This is a genomic window from Nocardia sp. NPDC049935 (assembly GCF_055586645.1).
Map to the genome: position 1 here is coordinate 619,443 of NZ_JBVJHV010000003.1, position 21,257 is coordinate 640,699.

A 21,257-nucleotide genomic window follows, 5' to 3' on the forward strand; every position below is an offset into this window, starting at 1 on the left:
AGCCGATCGCGACGCGATCGGTTTTTTCGTCTTCTGTTGTCGCCGGCACCGGGCTCAGTTGGGAGTGACTCCCGGAACAGTGCTGGGCAGGATCTGCGGGATCGAGGGCACCCCGGTCTGCGGTAGCTGCGGGGCGGGCGGTTCGACCGGTCCGGGGGAACTGACCGTGGACGGCGCCATAGTGGGCGGCTCCACCGAGTCCGCTCCGGGCCCGGCCGGGGTGGTCGGGCCGGGAGCGTCCGGTGCGGTGGTGTCGGCCGAGCCGCCACCGGGCACCGAGGTGTCGGGCGCGGGGGTATCCGGCGCTCCGGTATCCGGCTTGCCGGCGTCGGGGCCTGGCCCGGGACGCTCGGGTGCACCGGTATCGGGTGCGACCGGCCGGTCACCACCCGGGGAGCCACCGGGCGAACCCGGGAGATCCATCGGGAGCTGACTTCCGCCGCCGGGGGTGGTGGTCACCGTGTTACCGGGCCGCTGGGTGCTGTCGCCGGGAGCGGCCGGGCCACCGGGGGCCGACGGCTCGATCGGCGCGGCCGGATCGGGAGCCGGTATCGACTGCTCGAGTTGCGCCGCGATATCGGGCGCCTTCTCACGGACCACCTCGAAGAGCTGGTTCCACCGCTCGACCAGTTCGTTGCGCTTGACCGGGTCGTTGACCTGGGTGGCGTTGGCCGAAGCCTGTTCCAGCCGGGCCCGCGCCTGCTCGGGCTTGCCCTGTTCGAGCAGCGTCTGCGCGGCGGCCAGATTGTCGTCCGCGTACTGCACCACGGTGCTCTGCGCCTGCTCGCTGAAGACCACCTCTTTGACGCGCCACAGCGCGTCGCCGGGTTCTGCCTGGTAGGAGAACGCCGAGAGGCCGCCGAACACCAACGCCAGCGCCGCCGCGGTGGTGGCTATCGGGCGCAGCAGGCGCAGACGCCCGCCGGATTGCGCGCCGATCCGTGCCTGCCGGGCGCCGATCTCCTGGTTCACTGCCGCGACCACGGTGTCGAGATCGGGCGCGTCCGGTAACGGCGGGGCCACGATCTCGGCCCGCCAATCCGCCAGCAGTGTCGCCAGCTGGAGTTCCTCGGTGCTCTCGGTGGGTATGGGACCGCCACGGGCGATAGCGTCGATCAGTTCGTCGTCATGACGGACCGCGACGATATCGACCGGTTCGGAACCGGCACCGGAGCCCTCGGCGTAGGGATCGGTGTTCCGCGATGCACGCCGCGCCCATTTGTCGCCCCGACCGCGCCCGCCATCCCTAGCCATACATTTCACCTGCCCTCGCCACTTGTGCCTTCAATTTTGCGAGCGCCCTGTGCTGGGCAACCCGTATCGCCCCCGCCGTACTGCCCACGGCGGTTGCGGTTTCTTCTGCCGACATACCCATGACCAAGCGCAGGATCAGGATCTCCCGATGCTTTTCCGGCAACGTGGCCAGCAGAGTGTTCATCTGCCGGCTGGTTTCCGATTCGAGAGCTCTCTGCTCCGGCCCGTGGTCGGTGGATATGACATCTGGTACTTCGGCCATCGCTTCCGCCTTGTTACGGGAGGCGTTGCGATGGGCGTCGGCGACCTTGTGCGAAGCGATTCCGTAGACGAATGCCATGAACGGTCTGCCCTGGTCCTGATACCTGGGTAGCGCGGTCATGACCGCTAGACAGACCTCCTGCGCGACATCGTCCGCGGAGAGTTGTCCACGCTCCGCGGCACCGATCCGCGCGCGGCAATAGCGCATCACCAGCGGGCGGACCATTTCCAGTACCTGAGCTAAAGCGGACCTGTCGCCCTGCGCAGCGGCGGCGACGGCGCGGTCCAACTCTTCGCCCGTATGCGTCATCGTCAGCGATTTTCCTGGCGTTACAAGTGGCACGGTCAGTGCTGACCGGTGCTTCCGCCGGTCCAGCGGAACGGGATCAACAATAGGACACTGCCCGGGGCGCGGGTCGAGACGGTGGAACCTGGCTTACCGTCCGGCATCGCGAAATCGACCGCCACGCTGCGCGATCAGGGCGTGACACGCGGCAGCGTCGCGCGCGGCCGTGTCGCGGTCGTTATCCGGGAGACCGGTCCGCAACATCGCGCAGGCCCAGCGCAACGGCACCAGACCCGCCCGCGCGCATTGCGCGTCGACCTCTCCGGCCAGCGCCGCGGCACGCGCGAGATCCCCCGCCGCGCCGGCCGCGGCGGCGACCAGCAGCCGTGACTTCACCTCATGTCGCAGCGACGGTCCGCGCGCCGCCAGGTCGAGCGCGGCCTCGGCGGCGGGCAGCGCCTCGGCGGCGCGCCCCTCGGCGAGCGCGGTCTCGGCCCGCACCCAGTGCAGGCGGACCCGGGCCCGGGGCCGCTCGGCGCCCGGGTCGGTATCGAGCAAGGCGGCGCAGCGGTCGAGCAGCCGGGCCGCCAGCGGCGTGCGGCCGATACCCAGCGCATCGGCCGCCAGACCGGTCAGCGCGTCGGCGGCGGCGTCGAGGCGATCGGGAACACCGCGGTATCCGTCACCGCGAGCAGGGCCGGGCACATCGTCGTGGCGGGCGGAGAGTCCGGGCAGGACCAGGACGGCCGCGCGCCCGTCCTCGTGGGCGGCGTCCGCGTGCCGGCCGAGCTGACGCCGTAGCGACCCCGCGGTGGAGGCCGTCAAGGAGAGCAGAACGGGATCGGTGGTCGCGGTCCGGAGCCTCCGCAGGGCCGTGCGCGCGGCGGCGTAATGCCCCGTGCCGCCCAGGGCCACGGCGCGCCACCACAGTTCGAGACCGTCGGCAGGCTCCCGCAACTCGGCAGCGGACCCGCCGGGGGACGCGCCGAACGCGGCGTCGGCCGCGGTGGTGGCGGAGATCTCGGGGCGGGAAACAGCGACGGACACCGGTGCACTGTACCGGCCGCCGAACGGAGCTACCGGAAATATCCGCCGCACCCACCGGCGATCCACAGGGCCAGCTATCTTCCAGCATTTTTCGAATCGAGCGTGTTTCTATCAGGTTAAACTCATCCGATCAATCCATGAGCACATCTGCATCGAATTCGTCGCCGTTTCGGATAATTAACCTGCACGCCGCCCGCAGGCCATCTGTGATCGTATCGAGATCAGCAGGGCGGTCCGCGTTCTCCGGTGAAAATTCGGTCCGGACCGATCCGGCCGCCGGGACCATCGCGGCTACCTGCGAAAATGCCGACTAGCACCGACGATGGCGAGGACGCGGCCGGGGGCAACCACACAGTATCGCCGCGCGATTAGCGGAAGTAAACAGTCCACGAGGTTAAATTCTCAGCGCAAAATATACGACAAATCAGAGCGTCGAACTATTGACGGAATTTCCCTGGGGCCCCTAACGTAACTCATCGCCACGGAAGGCGCCGGATGAAATCTCCGGCACCGACGGCAACGGTGCACCATGGCCGACGCATGTGGCTCCGGTGTTCACGCGAATGCCGGGTACCACGAAATAAGTTGACCCATCACTCGCTCGACAATGCCGACGAGCTCGCGTCTACGAGGAGTTCAACCCATGCCCATGCCCACCCACCTTCCCGGACCGAACGCCGATGTCTGGGACTGGCAGATGCGCGGTTCCTGCCGGGGTGTGGACTCGGCGGTGTTCTTCCATCCCGACGGCGAACGCGGCAGAGCCAGGGCCGCCCGTGAGATGCGCGCGAAGGAGATCTGCCGGACCTGCCCGGTGCTCATGCAGTGCCGGTCGCATGCGCTGAAGGTCAGTGAGCCCTACGGCATCTGGGGCGGTATGTCGGAAACCGAGCGTGAGATGCACGCCCGCCGCAACCGCCGCCGGATGGCGGTGTAGCCTCCCCGGCCACTTCCGGCCCGCGGGCACGACACCACAATTTCCCCGGGGCCGCATGCACTCTCGGTCATAGCTTGGCGTTATTGTTATGACCGATGACACAGGAGAGTATCGAGCTCTCAGCGCTGTTACAGCGCTGCGGCCATTCGGATGCCGAAGCGTTCGCCGAGTTCTACGACCGGACCCGCAGCAGGGTCTTCGGTCTGGTGCTGCGCGTGCTACAGGATCCCGGGTTCGCGGAGGAGACCACCCAGGAGGTCTACCTGCAGACATGGCGGACAGCGGCGAATTTCGATCCCGGCCGGGGATCGGCGGTGACCTGGCTGATGACCCTGGCCCATCGGCGCGCCGTCGACCGGGTACGCGCCGAACAGGCGCATACCCAGCGTGAGATCGCCTACGGGGCCCGGATACTCGGACACGAGTACGACGAGGTCATCGAGGAGGTCGAGCGCATCCTCGACCACCAGGCCGTGGTCGTGGGCCTGCGCTCCCTCACCGAGACGCAGCGGGAGGCGATTTCGCTGGCGTACTACGACGGGCGCACCTACGCCGAAGTGGCGCGTCAGCTCGATATCGGGCTGCCGACCGTGAAATCGCGCATCAGAGACGGTCTGACCCGCTTGAAGAAGAGTATGGGCGCGCCGCCCTCGATCACCGACCGGCGGCCGATGAGAGAACGGGCCGTTCACATTCCGGGTTGAATGTGAACGGCCCGTTCTCTTTGCCCCGCGAATCCGGGGTCACGGCCTGCGGTCAGTGGGCGTGGCCGTGCCCGTGGTCGTCTTCTTCCTCGGCGGGCTTGTCCACCACGGCGCTTTCGGTGGTGAGCACCATCCGCGCCACCGACGCGGCGTTGATCACCGCGGAGCGGGTCACCTTGACCGGATCCACGACGCCGTCGGCCAGGAGATCGCCGTAGCTCAGGGTCGCGGCGTTGAAGCCCGCCGCACCCTCGGCGACCTTGCTCACGACCACGGAGCCGTCCACACCGGCATTGCTGGCGATCCAGAACAGCGGCGCCCGCAGCGCACCACGCAGCACCTCCGCACCGACGGCCTCGTCGCCCGACAGTCCGGCGATCAGCCCGTCGAGCCGCGCGCCCGCCTGGACCAGAGCCGACCCGCCACCGGCGACGATGCCCTCTTCGATCGCGGCCTTGGCAGCGCTGACCGCGTCCTCGACCCGGTACTTGCGTTCCTTGAGCGCGGTTTCGGTGGCCGCGCCGACGCGGATCACCGCGACACCGCCGGCCAGCTTGGCCAGCCGCTCTTCCAGCTTCTCCCGGTCCCAATCGGAATCGGTGGCCTCGATCTCGCGGCGCAGCTGGGCGCTGCGCGCGGCGATATCGTCCTTGGTGCCCCCACCGTCGATGATGGTGGTGGTGTCCTTGGTGACCACGACGCGCCGGGCCGAACCCAGTACCTCGAGGCCGGCTTCGCGCAGGTTGATCCCGAGATCCGGGTTGACGACCGTTCCGGCGGTGACGACGGCCAGATCGTCGAGGAACGCCTTGCGGCGGTCACCGAAGAACGGCGCCTTGACCGCGACGGCCTTCAGGGTCTTGCGGATCGAGTTCACGACCAGGGTGGACAGCGCCTCACCCTCGATGTCCTCGGCGATGATCAGAACCGGCTTACCGGATTCGGCGATCTTCTCCAGCAGCGGCAGCAGGTCGGGCAGGGAGCTGATCTTCTCGCGGTGCAGCAGGATCTGCGCATCCTCGAAAACCGCTTCCTGGCTGTCACCGTCGGTGATGAAGTACGGCGACAGGTAACCCTTGTCGAACTGGACGCCTTCGGTGACGACCAATTCGGTATCCAGGGTGGAGGATTCCTCCACGGTGACCACGCCGTCCTCGCCGACGGTGGTCAGCGCCTTGGCGACCATTTCGCCGATGACCTCGTCGCGCGAGGACACGGTGGCGACCTGGGCGATGGCCTGCTCACCGGAGACCGGGGTGGCCGCCGCCAGCAGCGCCTCGGAGACCGCGTCGGCCGCCTGGGCCAGACCGGCGCCGATCGCGATCGGGTTGGCGCCCGCGGCGATGTTCTTCAGGCCTCCACGCACCATGGCCTGCGCCAGCACGGTGGCAGTGGTGGTGCCGTCACCGGCGACGTCGTTGGTCTTGGTGGCGACGCTCTTGACGAGCTGCGCGCCGAGATTCTCGAAAGGATCGTCGAGATCGATATCACGCGCGATGGTGACACCGTCGTTGGTGACGGTCGGCCCGCCGAACGATTTGGCCAGCACCACATGCCGGCCGCGCGGCCCCAGGGTGACCTTGACCGCGTCGGCGAGTTTGTCGACACCGCGCTCCAGCGCCCGGCGAGCCTTCTCGTCGAACTGGATCTGCTTTGCCATATGTCTTCGCTCCTGTATCTGGTGCGCTTCGAATGTGACACAACGCACTCCGCCCCGGGTCGGATGTTCGACACCGGGGCGGAACGCATGCGCGGCAGTCGAATTACTTGCCGACGACGGCCAGCACGTCGCGCGCGGACAGGATCAGGTATTCCTCACCCTGGTACTTGATCTCGGTACCGCCGTACTTGCTGTAGATGACGGTGTCGCCCTCCTGGACATCCAGCGGGATGCGCTTCTCACCTTCGTCGTCCCACCGGCCGGGGCCGACGGCGACAACGGTGCCTTCCTGCGGCTTCTCCTTGGCCGTATCGGGGATGACCAGGCCGGAGGCGGTCGTCGTCTCGGCCTCGTTGGCCTGGACGAGGATCTTGTCCTCGAGCGGCTTGATGTTCACGCTCGCCACGTTGAGCCCTCCACTTTCAGGGGATAACGGTCGTCCGGAACTGTTGTCCCGGACCGTCGATTCGGTCACGATGCTGACCCTGCGCAAAGCCCCGTCGTCGCGGGTGCCGGGACCGCCTGCTCAGTAGTCAAGCCTGGCACCGGGCAACAATCGGTGCCAGCTAGCACTCTATACATGCGAGTGCCAGCGCTCAAGGCCGGGCGGTGCCAATACCGCGAAGATTCGTGACGAGTCGATTGTGTTGTCACGAACACGCCACGAACCGTGCCCGCTGGTGAGCGGGTTGAGATCACGGATCCCCGGGTAGACCAGAGGAAAGAGGGCTTCCCAATAATTCTCGAACTCTGTAACGTTCGGATAACAGATCGTGACACCATGTGTGATGGTTGTTCGTGAAGCCCCCGCTCACCGCAGACGGCGGCGGCTTCGCGAACAACTTTCGGCATGTCCGGGGTAGCCCGCACAGCGAGCCGGGTTCCGCTCGAAGGGAGGTGAAGGGAATATGCGCACATCGCTCGGCATCTCCGCCGGCGACGAAGTGGTGTGCTCCGCGCTGGTGACCACCGCGGCCAACGGGGCGCGGCGTTTCGACTACCGGGTCGTCTCGGCCGAGGCACATTCCGATCTGGGCGATCTGGTCGCCTCCTCGATCGAGCTGATGACCACCCAGCTACCCGCCTCCCACCAGCACGAGGCGATCTTCGGCACACAGGTCCCCGCCGCCCGCACCTCCGGTCTCGACGTGGTGGCCGACCGCCCGCCCACCGGGGTCGCGGTCGCCTACCGCAGCAAGGAGCAGGCGCACGCCATCCGGCTGGCCACCGGCAAGCACCGGCAGCCGCAACTGGTTCCGGAGACCACCGCCGCGCTCACCTTCCTGCGCGATACCGGCCTGCTCGACCGCTACGCCACGGTCGCCGTGATCGATCTGGGCGCCTCCGGCTGTACCGTCTCGGTCGCCGAACCGGCCGACGGCCGGGTGCTGCACAGCGCGCGGTCCACCGGCGTCAGCGGCCGCGCGATCGACGATCTGCTCTACCGGCATCTGCTCGATCAGCACTACGCCAAACGCGGCACCCGGCCCAACCGCAGCGTGCTGGTGAACCGGGCGCGGACCGCCAAGGAACATCTGTCGGTCGCCCAGGCGGTGACGGTCGACCATATCGCCGGTCGCCCGCTGAAACTCACCCGTCCGGATTTCGAACTGCTCACGGCCCGGCTGATGCGCGAACTGACCCGCTTCGCCACCATGACCTTCGGTATGGCCGACCGTGCGCCGGAGGCCGTCGTGGTGATCGGCGGCGGCGCGAATATCCCGGCGGTCCTGGAAACGCTGCGGACCGAACTCGATCTGCCCGTACTGACCGTGCCGGATCCCGACGCGGTGATCGCCAAGGGCGCCGCGCTACTGGCCGATACCGCGCGATCCAACGCGCCGATCGGTGCGCTCACCCCGGAGAAGTCGGGAAATACGCTGCTCAAGGCGTTCGGCACGGTGGCGGGAGCCATCGTGGTGGTGGGCCTGATCGTCGGCTACGGGGTGAACACCATCGCCCCGAGTTCCGACGAGGAGGTCTCCCCCGCGGGCACCACCAGCAGTGCGCAGGTGCCGCCCACCACCACCGCCGCGCCCACCACCACCGTGGCACCGACCACGGTGCAGGAGGTTCCGCAGCAACCGGTCGACGAGACCACCGAGCCGACCGACGAGGCCCCGTACATGGCGGAGCCCACGGAACCTCCCTACACACACAGCGAGTCGACGACGACCACCGCGCCGACCACGACCACCACCGGCTCCGCCCAGGCCGGCCCGGAGCCCTCGCAGCCGACCCTGCGGCCGGATCCGAACCTGCCGCCGATCCCCTTCCCGGAGGGGCTGGGTCCCGGGATCCTGGCACCGCAGCCGTCCGAGGAATCGCCCACCACGGACGCTCCCTCCACCTCCGACGCGCCGCCGCCCGGTGGTGGTTCGCAGAGCACCGAGACCACCATTCAGATCACGCCCCCGGTGCCCGCGCCGCCGCGGTTGCCGGGATCGGGTTCCGCGGGATAGGCCTGCCGGCCGGCGTTCAACCCACCTGGCTGACCGAGACCGGTAGCCCCGGATCCGACGCCACCGACAGCGGTGACGGCGCGGCCCCGCCGCCGATCACATGGGCTCCCAGCGCCGCGATCATCACCCCGTTATCGGTGCACAGCCGCGGTTTCGGGATGCGCAGCGTCAGACCGGCCGCGGCGCAGCGCTCTTCGGCCAGCGAGCGGATCCGGGTGTTCGCGGTGGCCCCGCCACCGAGCACGAGGGTGTCCACGCCGACGTCCCGGGCGGCGCGCACCGCTTTCATCGTGAGTACATCCGCGACCGCCTCCTGGAACGAGGCCGCGATATCCGCGATCGGCAACTGTTCGGTCGCCACACCCTGCCGGTGCTGCCCCTCGACGTACCGAGCCACCGCGGTTTTCAGGCCCGAGAAGGAGAAGTCGTAGCGCGGATCGCGCGCGCCGGTCATACCGCGCGGGAAGGCGATCGCCGCCGGATCTCCGCTTCTCGCGGCCGCATCGAGGGCGGGGCCGCCGGGATAGCCGAGGTCCAGTAGCCGGGCCACCTTGTCGAACGCTTCGCCGGCCGCGTCGTCGACGGTGCTGCCGAGTTCGACCAGCGGCTCCGACAGATCGCGCACCTGCAGCAGATGGGTGTGCCCGCCGGAGACCAGTAGCGCCACGCAGGGCGGCATAGGACCGTGTTCGAGCGTATCCACCGCGACGTGCCCGCCCAGATGATTCAGAGCGTAGAAGGGGATATCCCAGGCCGCCGCATACGCTTTCGCGGCCGCGACACCGACCAGCAGCGCGCCGGCGAGCCCGGGCCCGATCGTCACGGCCAACGCGTCGGGGGCGGTGATACCGGCGGTGGCCAGCGCGCGCCGCATAGCGGGCACGATCGCCTCGAGATGGGCGCGCGAGGCGATCTCGGGCACCACGCCACCGAACCGGGCGTGTTCGGCCACGCTGGAGGCGACCTCGTCGGCCAGGAGTTCACAGGTGCCGTCGGGGTGACGGCGGACGATTCCGACGCCGGTCTCGTCACAGGAACTCTCGATTCCCATAACGATCACGACAGCACCTCGTCGGGGGTGCGGGTGAACCCGGCGGCCGTATCGGCGAGCGCGGGCCGGCGCATCGTATAGGCGTCGGCGCCGCTGGGGTGGTAGTAGTTCTTGCGCAATCCGATGATATGGAATCCGTGTTTGGCGTACAGCGCGATCGCGGCGGCGTTGTCGGTGCGCACTTCCAGGAATACCGGACCACCGCGGCGCCCCGCCTCGGCCAGCAGCGCCTCCAGCAACACGGTGCCGATACCGGCGCGATGGCACGTCGGATCGACGCCGATGGTGTGCACCTCGGCCTCTGGGTGTTCGGCGTCACCGAGCAGCGCGATACCCGCGTAGCCCACCATGTTCCCGGCGTCGTCGCGGGCGGTGATGTAGCGGTTGTACCGGGCCGCGAGTTCGGACCGGAACGCCACCGCCTGCCACGGATCGTCCTCGGGGAACAGGAGTTGCTCCAGCTCCACGCACCCGTCGATATCGGCCGGCGCCATGGGTTCGATGCGAATACCCAACGTCATGCTCCCATCCGGTCGAGGGTGCGGTAGCTGCGTTCGACCGCGTCGGGCCGGCGCAGGTACAGCGGAACCAGAGGTTCGGGCGCCGCGCCGGACAGCAGCGCCGGCGCGGCCACGCGGACCAGCCCGGCGGGCGAGGGCGTCCGCACGTCCAGTGCGGGCAGGTCGAACAGCGGGGTGTGGTCCGGGGATCCGGCGATCACCGTCGCCCCGGCGGGATCCAGATCGGCCGGTTTTCCCACCTCGGGGCCGGCGGTGCGGTGCGCACCGCGGTCGCGGTACCGCGCGGAGTACACCTCGCGGCGCCGGGCGTCGGTGACGACCAGTAGTTCGTCGTCGGCGCCGAGCCGGGCCGCGCACTCGGCCGCGACGGCATCCAGGCTGCACACTCCGTACACCGGGATCCCCAGCGCGTCACCGAACGCGGCCGCGGTCGCCATCCCGACCCGCAGGCCGGTGAACGGTCCCGGGCCGATACCGGCGACCACCGCCGCGATATCGGCGCGGGCGGCCCCGGCTTCGGCCAGGCATTCCAGGATCAGCGGGGTGAGCGCCTCGGCGTGGGCGCGGGCATCGACGAGTACCCGGGCGGCGAGCGTGCGCGGGTGAGCGGCGTCCGGCGCGGACGCACCGGCGGCCACCTGCTCCAGTTCGACCAGCCCCGCCGTGACGGCAGGCGTCGCGGTGTCGACAGCAAGTGCAAGCATGATCTGGTCAACGATACCGGGTGACCTGCCCCACACGGTGACGGCGCACGGCGCCCGGCCGGTGGTCACCGGCGCGCCGCGCACGCTATTCGCCGGGGCCGGTATGCACCCATTCCCAAGACGCCCGGCGCACTTCGGATTCCGGTTCGCGCGACATCCGCACCAGCAGATGCCGGCCCGCCAGACGCTCCACGACCCCGCTGCCCCACTCCACCACCACGACCGCGTCGTCGAGTTCGGTATCCAGGTCCAGCGCGTCGAGTTCGTCCAGGCTGCCCCCGAGCCGATAGGCGTCGACATGCACCAGCGGCACCGGCGGTCCGCCCGCCCGCGCACCCGGCGGATGCCGGCGCGCGATCACGAACGTCGGCGAGCTGACCCGGCCGCCGACCCCGAGTCCGGCGGCGATACCGCGGGTGAGCGCGGTCTTCCCCGCGCCCAGCGGCCCGTCGAGCACCACCAGATCGCCCGCGGCCAGCGTCGCGGCCAGTTCGCGTCCCAGCGTCTCGGTATCGGCGACGGTGGGCAGTTCGCGTTCACCGCGTTCAGCCACCGGTCGCCTCCGACAGATCGTCCTCGCCGAACACTCCCGCACGCACCAGTAGCCGATCCAGGGCGGCGTTGGTCTGTTCGGGGTACTGCAGTTGCGGCATATGCGCGCATTCGGTGATCCGCACGAGTTCGCAGTCACCCAGTTCGCGTTTCAGGGCACGCGAATTGCGGAACGGAATCACCAGGTCCCGGGTACCGCCGACGACCAGCGTCGGGATATCGCGCAGCACCGGCAGGGCCGCGGCCTCATCGTGGAGTTCGATCGCCTTCAGGAACTTCACCACCGATTCGACCGGCGTGCGGTCGATCATCATGGTGGCGAAACGGGACAGTGTGGGACTCACGGGTCCGTGGAACGAGCTCACGTGCAGGATCGGCGTGATGAGGTGCCGGGCCGTCACCCGTCCGGCCTGCACCAGCGCGGGCGCGGTATGCACGGCCAGCCGGAAACCGTCGATCGCCGGGTTGCGCAGCAACTGCCCGATACCCGCGGAACTCACCTCGGCGGCCGCGGTGGACAGCAGGGCGACCGCCCGCACCCGCTGCGCGAACAGTCCGCCGGCGTGCGCGGCCGCGGCCAATACCGCCATCCCGCCCAGCGAATGCCCGACCAGGATCAGCGGACCGCGCGGCGCGCGGGCATCGATCACCGTCAGCAGATCGCGGCCGAGCTGGTCGACGGTGCAGCTCTCGGTCTGCGGTGTTCCCGAACGCCCGTGCCCGCGGAGATCGAACATCAGCAGCCGCAACCGCGACCCCCAGCGTTGCGCCAGGTGACGGCGCTGGAAGTGGAAGGACTCCATACTGTTGCAGAAGCCGTGCACGAAAACCACGGTGGCATCGGCATCGGCCGAACCCCACTCGCGGGTGGCCAGGCACACACCGTCGTCGGCGATCACCTCACCGGCGCGGTCGAGATCGATCAGCGCGAAGTTCTCGTCCCGGTATTCGTCCCGGACCGGCGGCCACAACACCTTCGCACCGGCCCGGCGCAGCGCGTGCGCCCCGGCCATGGCCCCGACGACACCGGCCGTGGCCAGTCCGCCGCGCAACAGTGTCGTCCGTGCTTTCACCGCGCTCCTCCCCGGTACCGACGGTGTACCCGTCCGCGAGGCGAGCACACCACTTCGTAGTGGATCGTGCCCAGCAGGTCGGCCCAATCCTGGGCATGGGGTTCCCCGTGATCGCCGGGTCCGAACAGGATCGCGGGATCACCCTCGGCGACGCCGTCGGCGTTGTCCCCCAGATCGACCACCAGCTGGTCCATACACACCCGGCCCCGGTTGGGCCGGCGGCGGCCGCCGACCCACACCTCCATCCGCCCACCCAGCGGACGGAAGACACCGTCGGCGTAGCCGGCCGGGATGAGCGCGACGGTGGTGTCGGCGGGCGCGGTCCACTCGTGCCCGTAGGAGACGCCTTCGCCCGCGGCGACATGTTTGACCAGGGCCACCTCGGCCTGGAAGGTCATGGCCGGGCGCAGGCCGAAGTCCCCGATATCGGGAACCGGGGTCAGGCCGTAGACGGCGATACCCGGACGCACCATGTCGAAGGCCAGATCCGGCCTGGTCAGTGTGGCCGCGGAATTGGCCAGATGCACCAGTTCCGGTTCCAGGCCGTGGTCCTCGGCCGCGGCGATGGCTTCCAGGAACCGGTCCCGCTGGAGGTCGATCACCGGATGATAGGGCTCGTCGGCATGCGCGAGGTGGGAGAAGATCGCCCGGAACCGCACGGCTTCCTCGTCGACGAGTTTGCGCAATGTGGCGAGCACCACGGGATAGATATGTGGATCGACGCCGTTGCGGTTGAGGCCGGTATCGACCTTGAGTGTGACGGTGGCGGGCCGGCCCAGTTCGCGGGCCGCGACGGCGACCGCGTCCAACTGTTCCGGGGACGAGACCCCGATCTCGATATCGGCCGCGATCGCCGCGGCGTAATCCGCGTCATAGGCATTGAGCCAGCACAGGATCGGCGCCCGGATCCCGGCCGCGCGCAGAGTGACCGCCTCTTCCACCGTGGTGACCCCGAGTTCGGCCGCCCCCGCGGCGAGCGCCGCCCGCGCGACCTCGACGGCCCCGTGGTTGTAGCCGTCGGCCTTGACCACCGTCATCACCGCGGCATCGCCGGCGTGTGCGCGCAGCACGCCCACGTTGTGCGCGATGGCGTCCAGATCGACAACGGTCTCCACTTGCCCATTCACAGTTGCCGATACTGCCATCTCCGCGAACGGCCCGGGCGGCGGCCACCCGGGGCGTCCGGGCCCGCCTCAGGCCGACAGCGCCCGTAGGGTGGCCACCGCCTCCGGGATGCGGCGCAACAGCGGCGTGGCCGATATCGGCGCCGCGCCCGCACTCCCCGGTACCGCGGCATGCGCGGCCAGCCCGGCGGCCAGGGCGTGCACCCGGGCGGCCGCGGCGGCCGCCCAGACGGGTTCACGACCGGCGGCGAGCAGCGCGCCGATCACCCCCGACAGCACATCGCCCGCGCCCGCCGTCGCCGCCCAGGAACCGCCCGCTTCGTTGACCAGCACCGGACCGCCCGGTTCGGCGACCAGGGTGGCGCGCCCCTTGAGCAGTACGGTCACCTGCCACGCCTCGGCCAGTTCCCGGACCGCGGCGACGCGATCGGCGCCGGGCTCGTGGCCGGCCAGCCGGGCGAACTCCCCGGCGTGCGGAGTGAGCACGGTGGCCGCCCGGCGGTCACGCACCAGCCCGGGTTCGCCGGCGAGCAGGGTGAGCCCGTCGGCATCGATCACGACCGGCACGTCGGCGGCGAGGACGTCGGCGAGCCGGTCGCGGGCAGCGGTATCGGTGCCGGCACCGGGGCCGAATACCCACGACTGCACCCGTCCGGCGTCCGCGAGCCGGGGCACCGCCACGACCTCGGGCCGATGCGCCAGCACCGCCGAGTACGCGGAACCGGCATAGCGCACCATCCCGGATGTCGCCGCCACCGCCGCGCCCGTACACAGCACGGCCGCCCCCGGATAGGTCTCGCTGCCCGCGCAGATCCCGGTGACCCCCTGGCTGTACTTGTCGTCGGCCGGGCCCGGCACCGGCCAGCCCGCGCCCACCGCCGCCGGATCCAGAGCGGCGAGCCGGGGTTCGGGCAGCCGTAACCCGATGGGCACCAGGTCGATTCGGCCACACTGCGGAGCCGCCAGGGCGTGTACCGGTTTCCGGGCGCCGAAGGCCACGGTGACCTCGGCACGCACGGCGGGTCCGGTGATCGCGCCGGTATCCGGATTTACCCCGCTCGGCAGATCCGCCGCCACGATCGGAACATCGAGTTCCGCAACGATTCTCGCCGCTTCCGGGCGCAGCGGCCCCCGTCCGGAGATCCCGACGATGCCGTCGATCACCAGGTCCGCGCCCGCCAATTCCGTAGTGGCCCGCGCTGTCTCGGTGCACACCCGGCCCCCGGACCGCCGCAGCGCGGCCAGGCCGGCGGTATGCGCCCGATCCGGATTCAGCAGTATCGCGACGACCGCCACCCCGCGCCTGCGCAGCATCGACCCGGCCCACAACGCGTCGCCGCCGTTGTCCCCGGACCCCACCAGCAGGCCCACGGTCCGGCCGGCGACTCCGCCACAGCGGGCACGCAGTTCGGCCGCGACCACTCCGGCCAGCCCATAGGCGGCGCGTCGCATCGGTTCCCCCGCGGGAACCCGGGTGAAGAGATCCGCCTCTGCCGACCGCACCTCGTCGGCGGTGTAGTAGCCGGTCACCGAACACACCTCCATAGTCGGATGGGCCGCGACTTCAGCAGACTACGCTTGACTTTCATGCCCAGACCCCACCTGTCCGTACTCGCTCCGGCCGCCGGGTTCCTTCTGGTCGCGGCCCTGATGTCGGGTTGCGGCTCCGGCGGGCCGGACGAAGCGCCCACCGGCGGGACCGCCTCGTCCGGCGAGCACGACCACCAGAGCCCGGAGGCGGCGGTCACCATTCGCGTGGAGGAGGACCGGTTCTCCCCGGACGAGGTCACCATTTCTCCCGGCGACACCGTCACCTGGCATTTCGACGGCGACCTGCCGCACGGCGTCCAGGGCATCGGCGATAAGGCCATGAGTATCAACAGCCCATTGCTCGAGGTCGGCGACTGGAGCCACACCTTCACCCAGCCGGGCGAGTACCGCTACCTGTGCCCGATCCATCCCGGAATGCGCGGAACGATCATCGTGGAGGCGTAACCGGCGGGCGCCGGTTACGCCTCGGCTATTCCACGGTGACGGATTTGGCCAGGTTGCGCGGTTTGTCCACGTCGTAGCCGCGCGCCTGCGCCACCTCCGCGGCGAAGATCTGCAGCGGCACGGTCGACAGCAGCGGCTGGTACAGGGTCGGCGCCGAGGGGATCTCGATCAGATCGTCGGCGAACGGCCGCACCAGATCGTCGCCTTCCTCGGCGATCACGATCGTGCGGGCGCCGCGCGCCTGGATCTCGCGGATATTGCTGAGCAGTTTGGAGTGCAGTACGCCGCGCCCCTTCGGCGACGGCATGACCACGATCACCGGCAGCCCGCCCTCGATCAGCGCGATCGGCCCGTGTTTGAGCTCACCCGCCGCGAAACCCTCCGCGTGCATATAGGCGAGTTCCTTGAGCTTGAGCGCGCCTTCCAGCGCCACCGGGTAACCGACGTGGCGGCCCAGGAACAGGATCGTCCGCTCCTGCGCGAGTTCGCGGGCGATCGCCCGGACCTGCGGCGCCGTCTCCAGCACCCGGTCCACCAGCTTCGGCATCGCCTCGAGTTCGGCGAACTCGCGCGCCACCTCGTCGGGGTACTTGGTGCCGCGCGCCTGCGCCAGCGCCAGCCCGACCAGGAGGTTCGCCGTCACCTGGGCGAGGAACGCCTTGGTGGAGGCCACGCCGATCTCCGGCCCGGCCCGGGTGTAGAGCACCGCGTCGGATTCGCGGGGGATCTGCGCGCCGTTGGTATTGCAGACCGCGAGCACCCGCGCCTTCTGGCTCTTGGCGTGCCGCACCGCCTCGAGGGTGTCGGCCGTCTCACCCGACTGCGAAACCGCGACCACCAGTGTCGAGCGGTCCAGCACCGGATCGCGATAGCGGAACTCGCTGGCCAGCTCGACCTCGACCGGCAGCCGTGTCCAGTGCTCGATGGCGTATTTGGCGACCAGGCCGGAGTGGTAGGCGCTACCGCACGCCACCACGAACACCTTCTCCACATCGCGGAGTTCCTGATCGGAGAGGCGCTGCTCGTCGAGCACGATCCGCCCCGCGCGGCTCGGCGTCTGATCGAAGTGACCGATGAGCGTATCGCCGACCGCGCCGGGCTGCTCGTCGATCTCCTTCAGCATGAAGTAGTCGTGACCGCCCTTCTCGGCGGCGGCCAGATCCCAGTCGATGGTGAACGGGCGCGACTGCACCCCGTCGGTCTCACCGTGGAAATCGGTGACCCGGTAGCCGTCCGCGGTGATCACCACGGCCTGCCCCTCGCCCAGCTCCACGGCCTCCCGCGTGTGTTCGATGAACGCGGTGACATCGGAGGCGATGAACATCTCGTTCTCGCCGACGCCCACCACCAGCGGCGTCGAATGCCGCGCCGCGATGATCGTGTCCGGATGGTCGGCGTGGGTGAACACCAGCGTGAACGCACCCTCGAGCCGCCGCAGCACCGACAGCGTGCTGGCCTCGAAATCACCGGCGGTCGGCCCGTCGGCGTAGGCCCGCGCCACCAGGTGCACGGCGACCTCGGTATCGGTCTCACTCAGTAGTTCGACCCCGGCGCTCTCCAGCTCCCCGCGCAACTGCGCGAAGTTCTCGATGATGCCGTTGTGCACGACCGCGAGCTTGCCGCTCACATCCCGGTGCGGATGCGCGTTGCGGTCGTTCGGCGCGCCGTGCGTGGCCCACCGGGTGTGTCCCATACCCGTGCTGCCCGCGAACGCACCGGCGCCCGCGGCGCCCAGCGCCTCTTCCAGATTGCTCAGCCGGCCGGCGCGCCGTTCGATCGCGCTGCCACCGGCGCCGTCGAGAATCGCCACGCCCGCGGAGTCATAACCTCGGTACTCCATGCGGCGCAAGGCAGCGACGACGACGCCCAACGCGTCCCGGTACCCGACGTACCCCACGATTCCGCACATGGCTACTCACAGTACTTATCCGCTAACGTTCTCGTCGTGTCGGCGTCTGTGAAATCGCTAATGAGCACTCTGACCAGCCGCGGCCCACACCGGGTGCTCCGCGGGAACCTGGCCATCGCGGGCCAGCCCGGGGTGGTGTACACCCCCGAGAGCGGTAAGGACCTACCCGCCCTCGCCTTCGGCCACGGCTGGCTGAACCGTGCCGGAAACTACCGCACGCTGCTGGAACACCTCGCGTCCTGGGGGATCGTGGCCGCCGCGCCCGATACCGAGCGCGGGCCGGTTCCGTCACATCTGAACCTCGCCACCGATCTGCTCACAACCCTCGATATCTGCACCGGAGTCCGGCTCGGCGACGGCGCCCTCACCGTGCATCCCGAACGCCTCGCCCTGGCCGGTCACGGTATGGGCGCGGGCGCCGCGGTCCTCGCCGCGTCCCAGCGCCGGGTCGCGGCGGTGGCCCCGCTGTTCCCGGCCCCCACCTCCCCCGCCGCCGAATCGGTGGCGCCCGCCATCGACTCCCCCGCTCTCATCCTCGCCGGGGTGAGCGATATCGATTCGATGAGCTCCAACGCCGTCCCGCTGGCCGTCGAATGGGGCGGCCCCGCGATCCTGCGCACCCTCGAAGGCGCCGGCCGCAACGGACTCTCCGAGGGCCGCCGCCTCCTGGCCGCGGTGGGCGGCGGAAAGCACGAACCGAAAACCACCCGCACCACCCGGGCCCTGCTCACGGGCTATCTACTGCACACCCTTCTCCGGGACAAGACCTACGCCGCCTTCGCCGACCCGGACACCTCGATCAAGCACACCCACGTCATCGACCCGGCGGCCGCCCTCCTCGACCAGGAGACGCACCGGCAGGAAGCGGCCCACCCCGACCCCGCGACCATCGGCAAACTGGTCCGCACGATCCGCAAATAACCCCGGTCGGCGTCCTCCCGCGGACGAGCGGCCCGGCCCCCGCAACCTGGTCGCCGCCGTGCGCCGCGTTCAGACCAGCCAGCTGTTACGCCGGTAATAGTCCGCTTCGTCATCACCGTCATCGTCGATCGGCGCCACGACGCTGTTCCGGCGGCGCGCGGCGGCAGCGCGCGCGATCGCCTCACGTTGGTCCGGATCTCCGAGCTGCCCTACCGTCACCGGGGAGCCGCCTTCCCGAGTACGGTGCCGTTCGCCATTCGGATGCGGCCACCCGGTGGCTTGTCGTTCCTGCGGGGTCGCGCCGAGTCGCCGCTCGTGCCCGCCGTCCTCCTGTTCGCCCCTGGGCTCGGTCGTCGCCTGCCGGGAGTCGCGCGATTCGGCTGCGTATCTTTCGGCCGTGTCACGGCTCCGAGCTTCCCGCTGCGCCCTCGATTCCGCCATCCGCTCCACCATGCGGTCGGCATACCGGCGGCATTCCTCGCCGATTCGTTCTACCTCGCTCGCCATATCCACCTCACCGAACTTGCCAGGGCGCTGTCACCGGATTCCGGGCGTTCACAGAGGACCCGCCTCGGCCAGTTGCGCACCGGTCTCCACAGGAGGAGCGGGTGGCGGGGCCGTTACGACAGGTTCCGGGGTCTCCGTCCCTGGATCTTCCTCCTCCGGCGACTGCACCGGGTAATCCTGCGGCCGGTGCTCTCCGTCTTCTTCCTTCGGCGCGGCCGGGACCGCCGGCGCACCGGCCGGTGGGCCGGCGGGCTGCTGATTCTCGGTCTCCGGAAGCACCGGAGCGCCCGGGGCGTCTTCGGTGACGATCGTCGGCTTGCCGTCCGGGCCGATTTCGACCCTGTAGGTCACCGGATCGCCTTCGGCGCTGTCGACCACCAGATTCAGCTGCCCGGCGGGACCCACCTCCAGCTTGTAGCTTTTGCCGTCGAGCTCGATGCCCTTTTCGGTCTCGGCATCCGGTTCACCATCACCGTCGGCGTCCTTGTCCGGTTCGCCGTCGCCGTCGAGGTCCTTGTCCGGTACCCCGTCACCGTCGGCGTCCTGGTCGGGATTGCCGTCCCCATCCAGATCGACGTCGGGCTCACCGTCTCCGTCGGTATCGATCGTCTGCTCGGCTTGTTCCCGTAATTCCTCGAGGGTGCTGGAGATCTGCTGAGTCGCGGAACCGACCAAGCTGTTCAGCCCCTCCGACAACTGGTTACCGATCCCTGACGAGGCGAGTTGCGTACCCAGTGAAGCAAGGGTCGACAGCGGGTTTTCGGTGGTACTCGGAGTTGTGGACGGCGTCGTCGTCGAGGGAGTGGTCGTCGTCGTGGATGGACTGGTAGTCGTAGACGGGGTGGTGGTCGTCGAAGGGGTCGTGGTTGTCGAAGGCGCACCGGTGGATGAGGGCGTCGTGGAATTGGGCTGTCCCGACGGGTCACCGGACGGATCGGTCGTCTGCGAAACCTTCGGACAGGGGTATTTGGTCTCGTTCAAGCCCTGGAACGACTTCACCAGTTCATCGTGAACACCTGCCACCTGCCGGTTGGTCTCGTTGCAGGCGGTCACGAATTCCCTGATATTCGACTCGTATTCGGCTCTGAAGGGGTCGTTGAGCCACTGGATGCAACGGTCCCTCATCTTGGTGGCCTTCTCGTGGAGTTTCACATCGGTCGCGTTCGAGGTTTCGCTGGCCTTTCCCACGGCTCCTGACGAATCGATCCCCTCTCCCGTTACATCGGACCAGTCGAGCCGAGTGGCACTGAAAGCGCATTCGGGGAAGATTCTGTTGACCTTGTCGAGCAGCGAGTCACCGAACCAACTGGTGGTAGTTGTTTCGAATCCCTTGGCGAAGGTGATGATGCTGTCGATATCCTCCGGGGTCTTGTTGTCGACCTTCAGATCGTCGCCTATCAAAATCCCTTCGGCAGCTTTGGCTTTGATCGCGACCGCCTCACGCAGAGCCTGTGGCGCCGCGTCCATTTCTTCGTGCACCTTGCGCACGATATTGATATCGGTCTCCGAGAGCTGGAGCTGCCGCGCCATCATGTTCGAGGCCGCGGCCGCGGCATCACCCCACCACACCGTAGGTAGGGTCTGGGCGAACGTCGCCTGTTGATTGCGCTCTGTGGCGACCATGCCGAGCACCGTCTTCAAGGCGTCGGCGGACCGCCGGAACGCATCCTCGTTCAGGCCGTTGTGCTGATAGCAGAGTTCGTGCAGGGCGGCGTACGGCTTGAAGTCGGGCGACTTCGTGTCGCCCACCCACCGGAGGTAGCGGACTTCCAGGATTTCGAAGTACCGCAGAGCGCCGGATCCGATTTTCAGCAGTTCGGTACAGGTACGGGTTTCCATGATCAGCTCGCCGCCTGCTGGGTTTTATCGGAATTCTCCTTGTCGACCGTCGACATCTCGATCACGGTCTGCCCCATCGCGTCACCGGTGAGTTGTGTCGCCTCGGCCCAATCGTTCAGCCACTGCTGAACCACTCCGAGCCCGGCATGAATGGCATCCCCCTGAGTCTTGTACGCGAATCCGGTATCGCCGGGCGCGATCATATTGTCGGCGACCCCCTTCACCTGACCCTTCACCACGTCGGCGCTGGTCCGCATATTGTTCGCCAGACCCACCAGAGCGTCGGATTGCATTCCGACCGATTGGTCACCGGTACTCACGGATTTCCCCTCCGTCCTGCCCGCCCCGCCCGGGAGGTCTCCCCCGATCGGCCCTGCGGCGCTCTACTACTTCCTTCGACGCTCCGGTCCAGGTGCCGGTTCCCGACGGATCGGACGCCGGGTGCGCCTA

The 21,257-nt window shown here is 69.0% G+C and carries 21 protein-coding genes; 5 read left to right on the top strand and 16 right to left on the bottom strand.

Going from position 1 to position 21,257, the window contains the following annotated elements; all coding sequences use genetic code 11:
- Positions 1-54: 54 nt before the first annotated feature.
- From ACZ6SF_RS15795 to ACZ6SF_RS15805, 3 genes are all read right to left on the bottom strand, one after another.
- Positions 55-1,254: an anti-sigma-D factor RsdA gene (locus ACZ6SF_RS15795; RefSeq protein ID WP_466062812.1), complete on the bottom strand. Its 1,200-nt coding sequence runs from the start codon at positions 1,252-1,254 to the stop codon at positions 55-57.
- A complete protein-coding gene (locus ACZ6SF_RS15800; protein ID WP_450000385.1) occupies positions 1,247-1,825 on the bottom strand; it encodes a sigma-70 family RNA polymerase sigma factor in 579 nt (192 codons plus the stop codon). The genes ACZ6SF_RS15795 and ACZ6SF_RS15800 overlap by 8 nt, the downstream gene beginning before the upstream one ends.
- Before the next feature lie 126 nt (positions 1,826-1,951).
- Positions 1,952-2,848: a hypothetical protein gene (locus ACZ6SF_RS15805; protein WP_466062814.1), complete on the bottom strand. Its 897-nt coding sequence runs from the start codon at positions 2,846-2,848 to the stop codon at positions 1,952-1,954.
- A 643-nt stretch (positions 2,849-3,491) separates the two neighbouring features.
- Between ACZ6SF_RS15805 and ACZ6SF_RS15810 the strand changes: the two genes are divergently transcribed.
- Together ACZ6SF_RS15810 and ACZ6SF_RS15815 are read left to right on the top strand one after the other, a co-directional pair.
- Positions 3,492-3,785 carry a WhiB family transcriptional regulator gene (locus tag ACZ6SF_RS15810; protein WP_357427507.1) on the top strand — a complete coding sequence of 98 codons (294 nt, stop codon included), beginning with the start codon at positions 3,492-3,494 and terminating at the stop codon, positions 3,783-3,785.
- Between the two features lie 95 nt (positions 3,786-3,880).
- Complete coding sequence (locus tag ACZ6SF_RS15815; RefSeq protein ID WP_466062815.1) at positions 3,881-4,489, top strand: sigma-70 family RNA polymerase sigma factor; 609 nt, start codon at positions 3,881-3,883, stop codon at positions 4,487-4,489.
- A 52-nt stretch (positions 4,490-4,541) separates the two neighbouring features.
- Here ACZ6SF_RS15815 and groL read toward each other — a convergent pair whose 3' ends face one another.
- Together groL and groES are read right to left on the bottom strand one after the other, a co-directional pair.
- The gene (gene groL / locus ACZ6SF_RS15820; RefSeq protein WP_466062816.1) at positions 4,542-6,149 is read right to left on the bottom strand and encodes a chaperonin GroEL; all 1,608 of its coding nucleotides are present in this window, start codon (positions 6,147-6,149) and stop codon (positions 4,542-4,544) included.
- Between the two features lie 103 nt (positions 6,150-6,252).
- Positions 6,253-6,555: a co-chaperone GroES gene (gene groES, locus ACZ6SF_RS15825; protein ID WP_030522227.1), complete on the bottom strand. Its 303-nt coding sequence runs from the start codon at positions 6,553-6,555 to the stop codon at positions 6,253-6,255.
- 502 nt (positions 6,556-7,057) lie between these two features.
- On the opposite strand from groES, the gene ACZ6SF_RS15830 reads away from it, so the two are divergent.
- Entirely contained in the window at positions 7,058-8,611 is a 1,554-nt protein-coding gene (locus tag ACZ6SF_RS15830) for a DUF7159 family protein (protein WP_466062817.1), read from the top strand.
- 16 nt (positions 8,612-8,627) lie between these two features.
- On the opposite strand, the gene tsaD is transcribed toward ACZ6SF_RS15830, so the two are convergent.
- The 7 genes from tsaD to ACZ6SF_RS15865 form a co-directional block, all read right to left on the bottom strand.
- Complete coding sequence (gene tsaD, locus ACZ6SF_RS15835; RefSeq protein WP_466062818.1) at positions 8,628-9,671, bottom strand: tRNA (adenosine(37)-N6)-threonylcarbamoyltransferase complex transferase subunit TsaD; 1,044 nt, start codon at positions 9,669-9,671, stop codon at positions 8,628-8,630.
- Positions 9,668-10,183 (bottom strand): ribosomal protein S18-alanine N-acetyltransferase, encoded by a 516-nt coding sequence (gene rimI / locus ACZ6SF_RS15840; RefSeq protein ID WP_466062819.1) that lies wholly within the window; start codon positions 10,181-10,183, stop codon positions 9,668-9,670. Before rimI ends, tsaD begins: the two co-directional genes overlap by 4 nt.
- Positions 10,180-10,887: a tRNA (adenosine(37)-N6)-threonylcarbamoyltransferase complex dimerization subunit type 1 TsaB gene (tsaB, locus tag ACZ6SF_RS15845; RefSeq protein ID WP_466062820.1), complete on the bottom strand. Its 708-nt coding sequence runs from the start codon at positions 10,885-10,887 to the stop codon at positions 10,180-10,182. The genes rimI and tsaB overlap by 4 nt, the downstream gene beginning before the upstream one ends.
- 85 nt (positions 10,888-10,972) lie before the next feature.
- Positions 10,973-11,440: a tRNA (adenosine(37)-N6)-threonylcarbamoyltransferase complex ATPase subunit type 1 TsaE gene (tsaE, locus tag ACZ6SF_RS15850; protein WP_466062821.1), complete on the bottom strand. Its 468-nt coding sequence runs from the start codon at positions 11,438-11,440 to the stop codon at positions 10,973-10,975.
- Positions 11,433-12,452 carry an alpha/beta fold hydrolase gene (locus tag ACZ6SF_RS15855; protein ID WP_466063008.1) on the bottom strand — a complete coding sequence of 340 codons (1,020 nt, stop codon included), beginning with the start codon at positions 12,450-12,452 and terminating at the stop codon, positions 11,433-11,435. Before ACZ6SF_RS15855 ends, tsaE begins: the two co-directional genes overlap by 8 nt.
- A 56-nt stretch (positions 12,453-12,508) precedes the next feature.
- The gene (alr, locus tag ACZ6SF_RS15860; RefSeq protein WP_466062822.1) at positions 12,509-13,657 is read right to left on the bottom strand and encodes an alanine racemase; all 1,149 of its coding nucleotides are present in this window, start codon (positions 13,655-13,657) and stop codon (positions 12,509-12,511) included.
- Between the two features lie 48 nt (positions 13,658-13,705).
- Positions 13,706-15,166, bottom strand: coding sequence for an NAD(P)H-hydrate dehydratase (locus ACZ6SF_RS15865; RefSeq protein WP_466062823.1), 1,461 nt, complete (start codon positions 15,164-15,166; stop codon positions 13,706-13,708).
- Between the two features lie 57 nt (positions 15,167-15,223).
- On the opposite strand from ACZ6SF_RS15865, the gene ACZ6SF_RS15870 reads away from it, so the two are divergent.
- A complete protein-coding gene (locus ACZ6SF_RS15870; protein ID WP_466062824.1) occupies positions 15,224-15,631 on the top strand; it encodes a cupredoxin domain-containing protein in 408 nt (135 codons plus the stop codon).
- A gap of 25 nt (positions 15,632-15,656) precedes the next feature.
- Here the strand turns inward: ACZ6SF_RS15870 and glmS are convergent, their stop codons facing one another.
- Positions 15,657-17,540, bottom strand: coding sequence for a glutamine--fructose-6-phosphate transaminase (isomerizing) (gene glmS / locus ACZ6SF_RS15875; protein ID WP_466062825.1), 1,884 nt, complete (start codon positions 17,538-17,540; stop codon positions 15,657-15,659).
- Between the two features lie 36 nt (positions 17,541-17,576).
- On the opposite strand from glmS, the gene ACZ6SF_RS15880 reads away from it, so the two are divergent.
- Positions 17,577-18,461, top strand: coding sequence for a poly(ethylene terephthalate) hydrolase family protein (locus ACZ6SF_RS15880; protein WP_466062826.1), 885 nt, complete (start codon positions 17,577-17,579; stop codon positions 18,459-18,461).
- Positions 18,462-18,530: 69 nt separating this feature from the next.
- On the opposite strand, the gene ACZ6SF_RS15885 is transcribed toward ACZ6SF_RS15880, so the two are convergent.
- The 3 genes from ACZ6SF_RS15885 to ACZ6SF_RS15895 form a co-directional block, all read right to left on the bottom strand.
- Entirely contained in the window at positions 18,531-18,914 is a 384-nt protein-coding gene (locus tag ACZ6SF_RS15885; RefSeq protein ID WP_466062827.1) for a hypothetical protein, read from the bottom strand.
- 102 nt (positions 18,915-19,016) lie between these two features.
- The gene (locus tag ACZ6SF_RS15890) at positions 19,017-20,807 is read right to left on the bottom strand and encodes a hypothetical protein (RefSeq protein ID WP_466062828.1); all 1,791 of its coding nucleotides are present in this window, start codon (positions 20,805-20,807) and stop codon (positions 19,017-19,019) included.
- A gap of 2 nt (positions 20,808-20,809) precedes the next feature.
- Positions 20,810-21,127, bottom strand: coding sequence for a hypothetical protein (locus tag ACZ6SF_RS15895; protein ID WP_466062829.1), 318 nt, complete (start codon positions 21,125-21,127; stop codon positions 20,810-20,812).
- Positions 21,128-21,257: the final 130 nt, after the last annotated feature.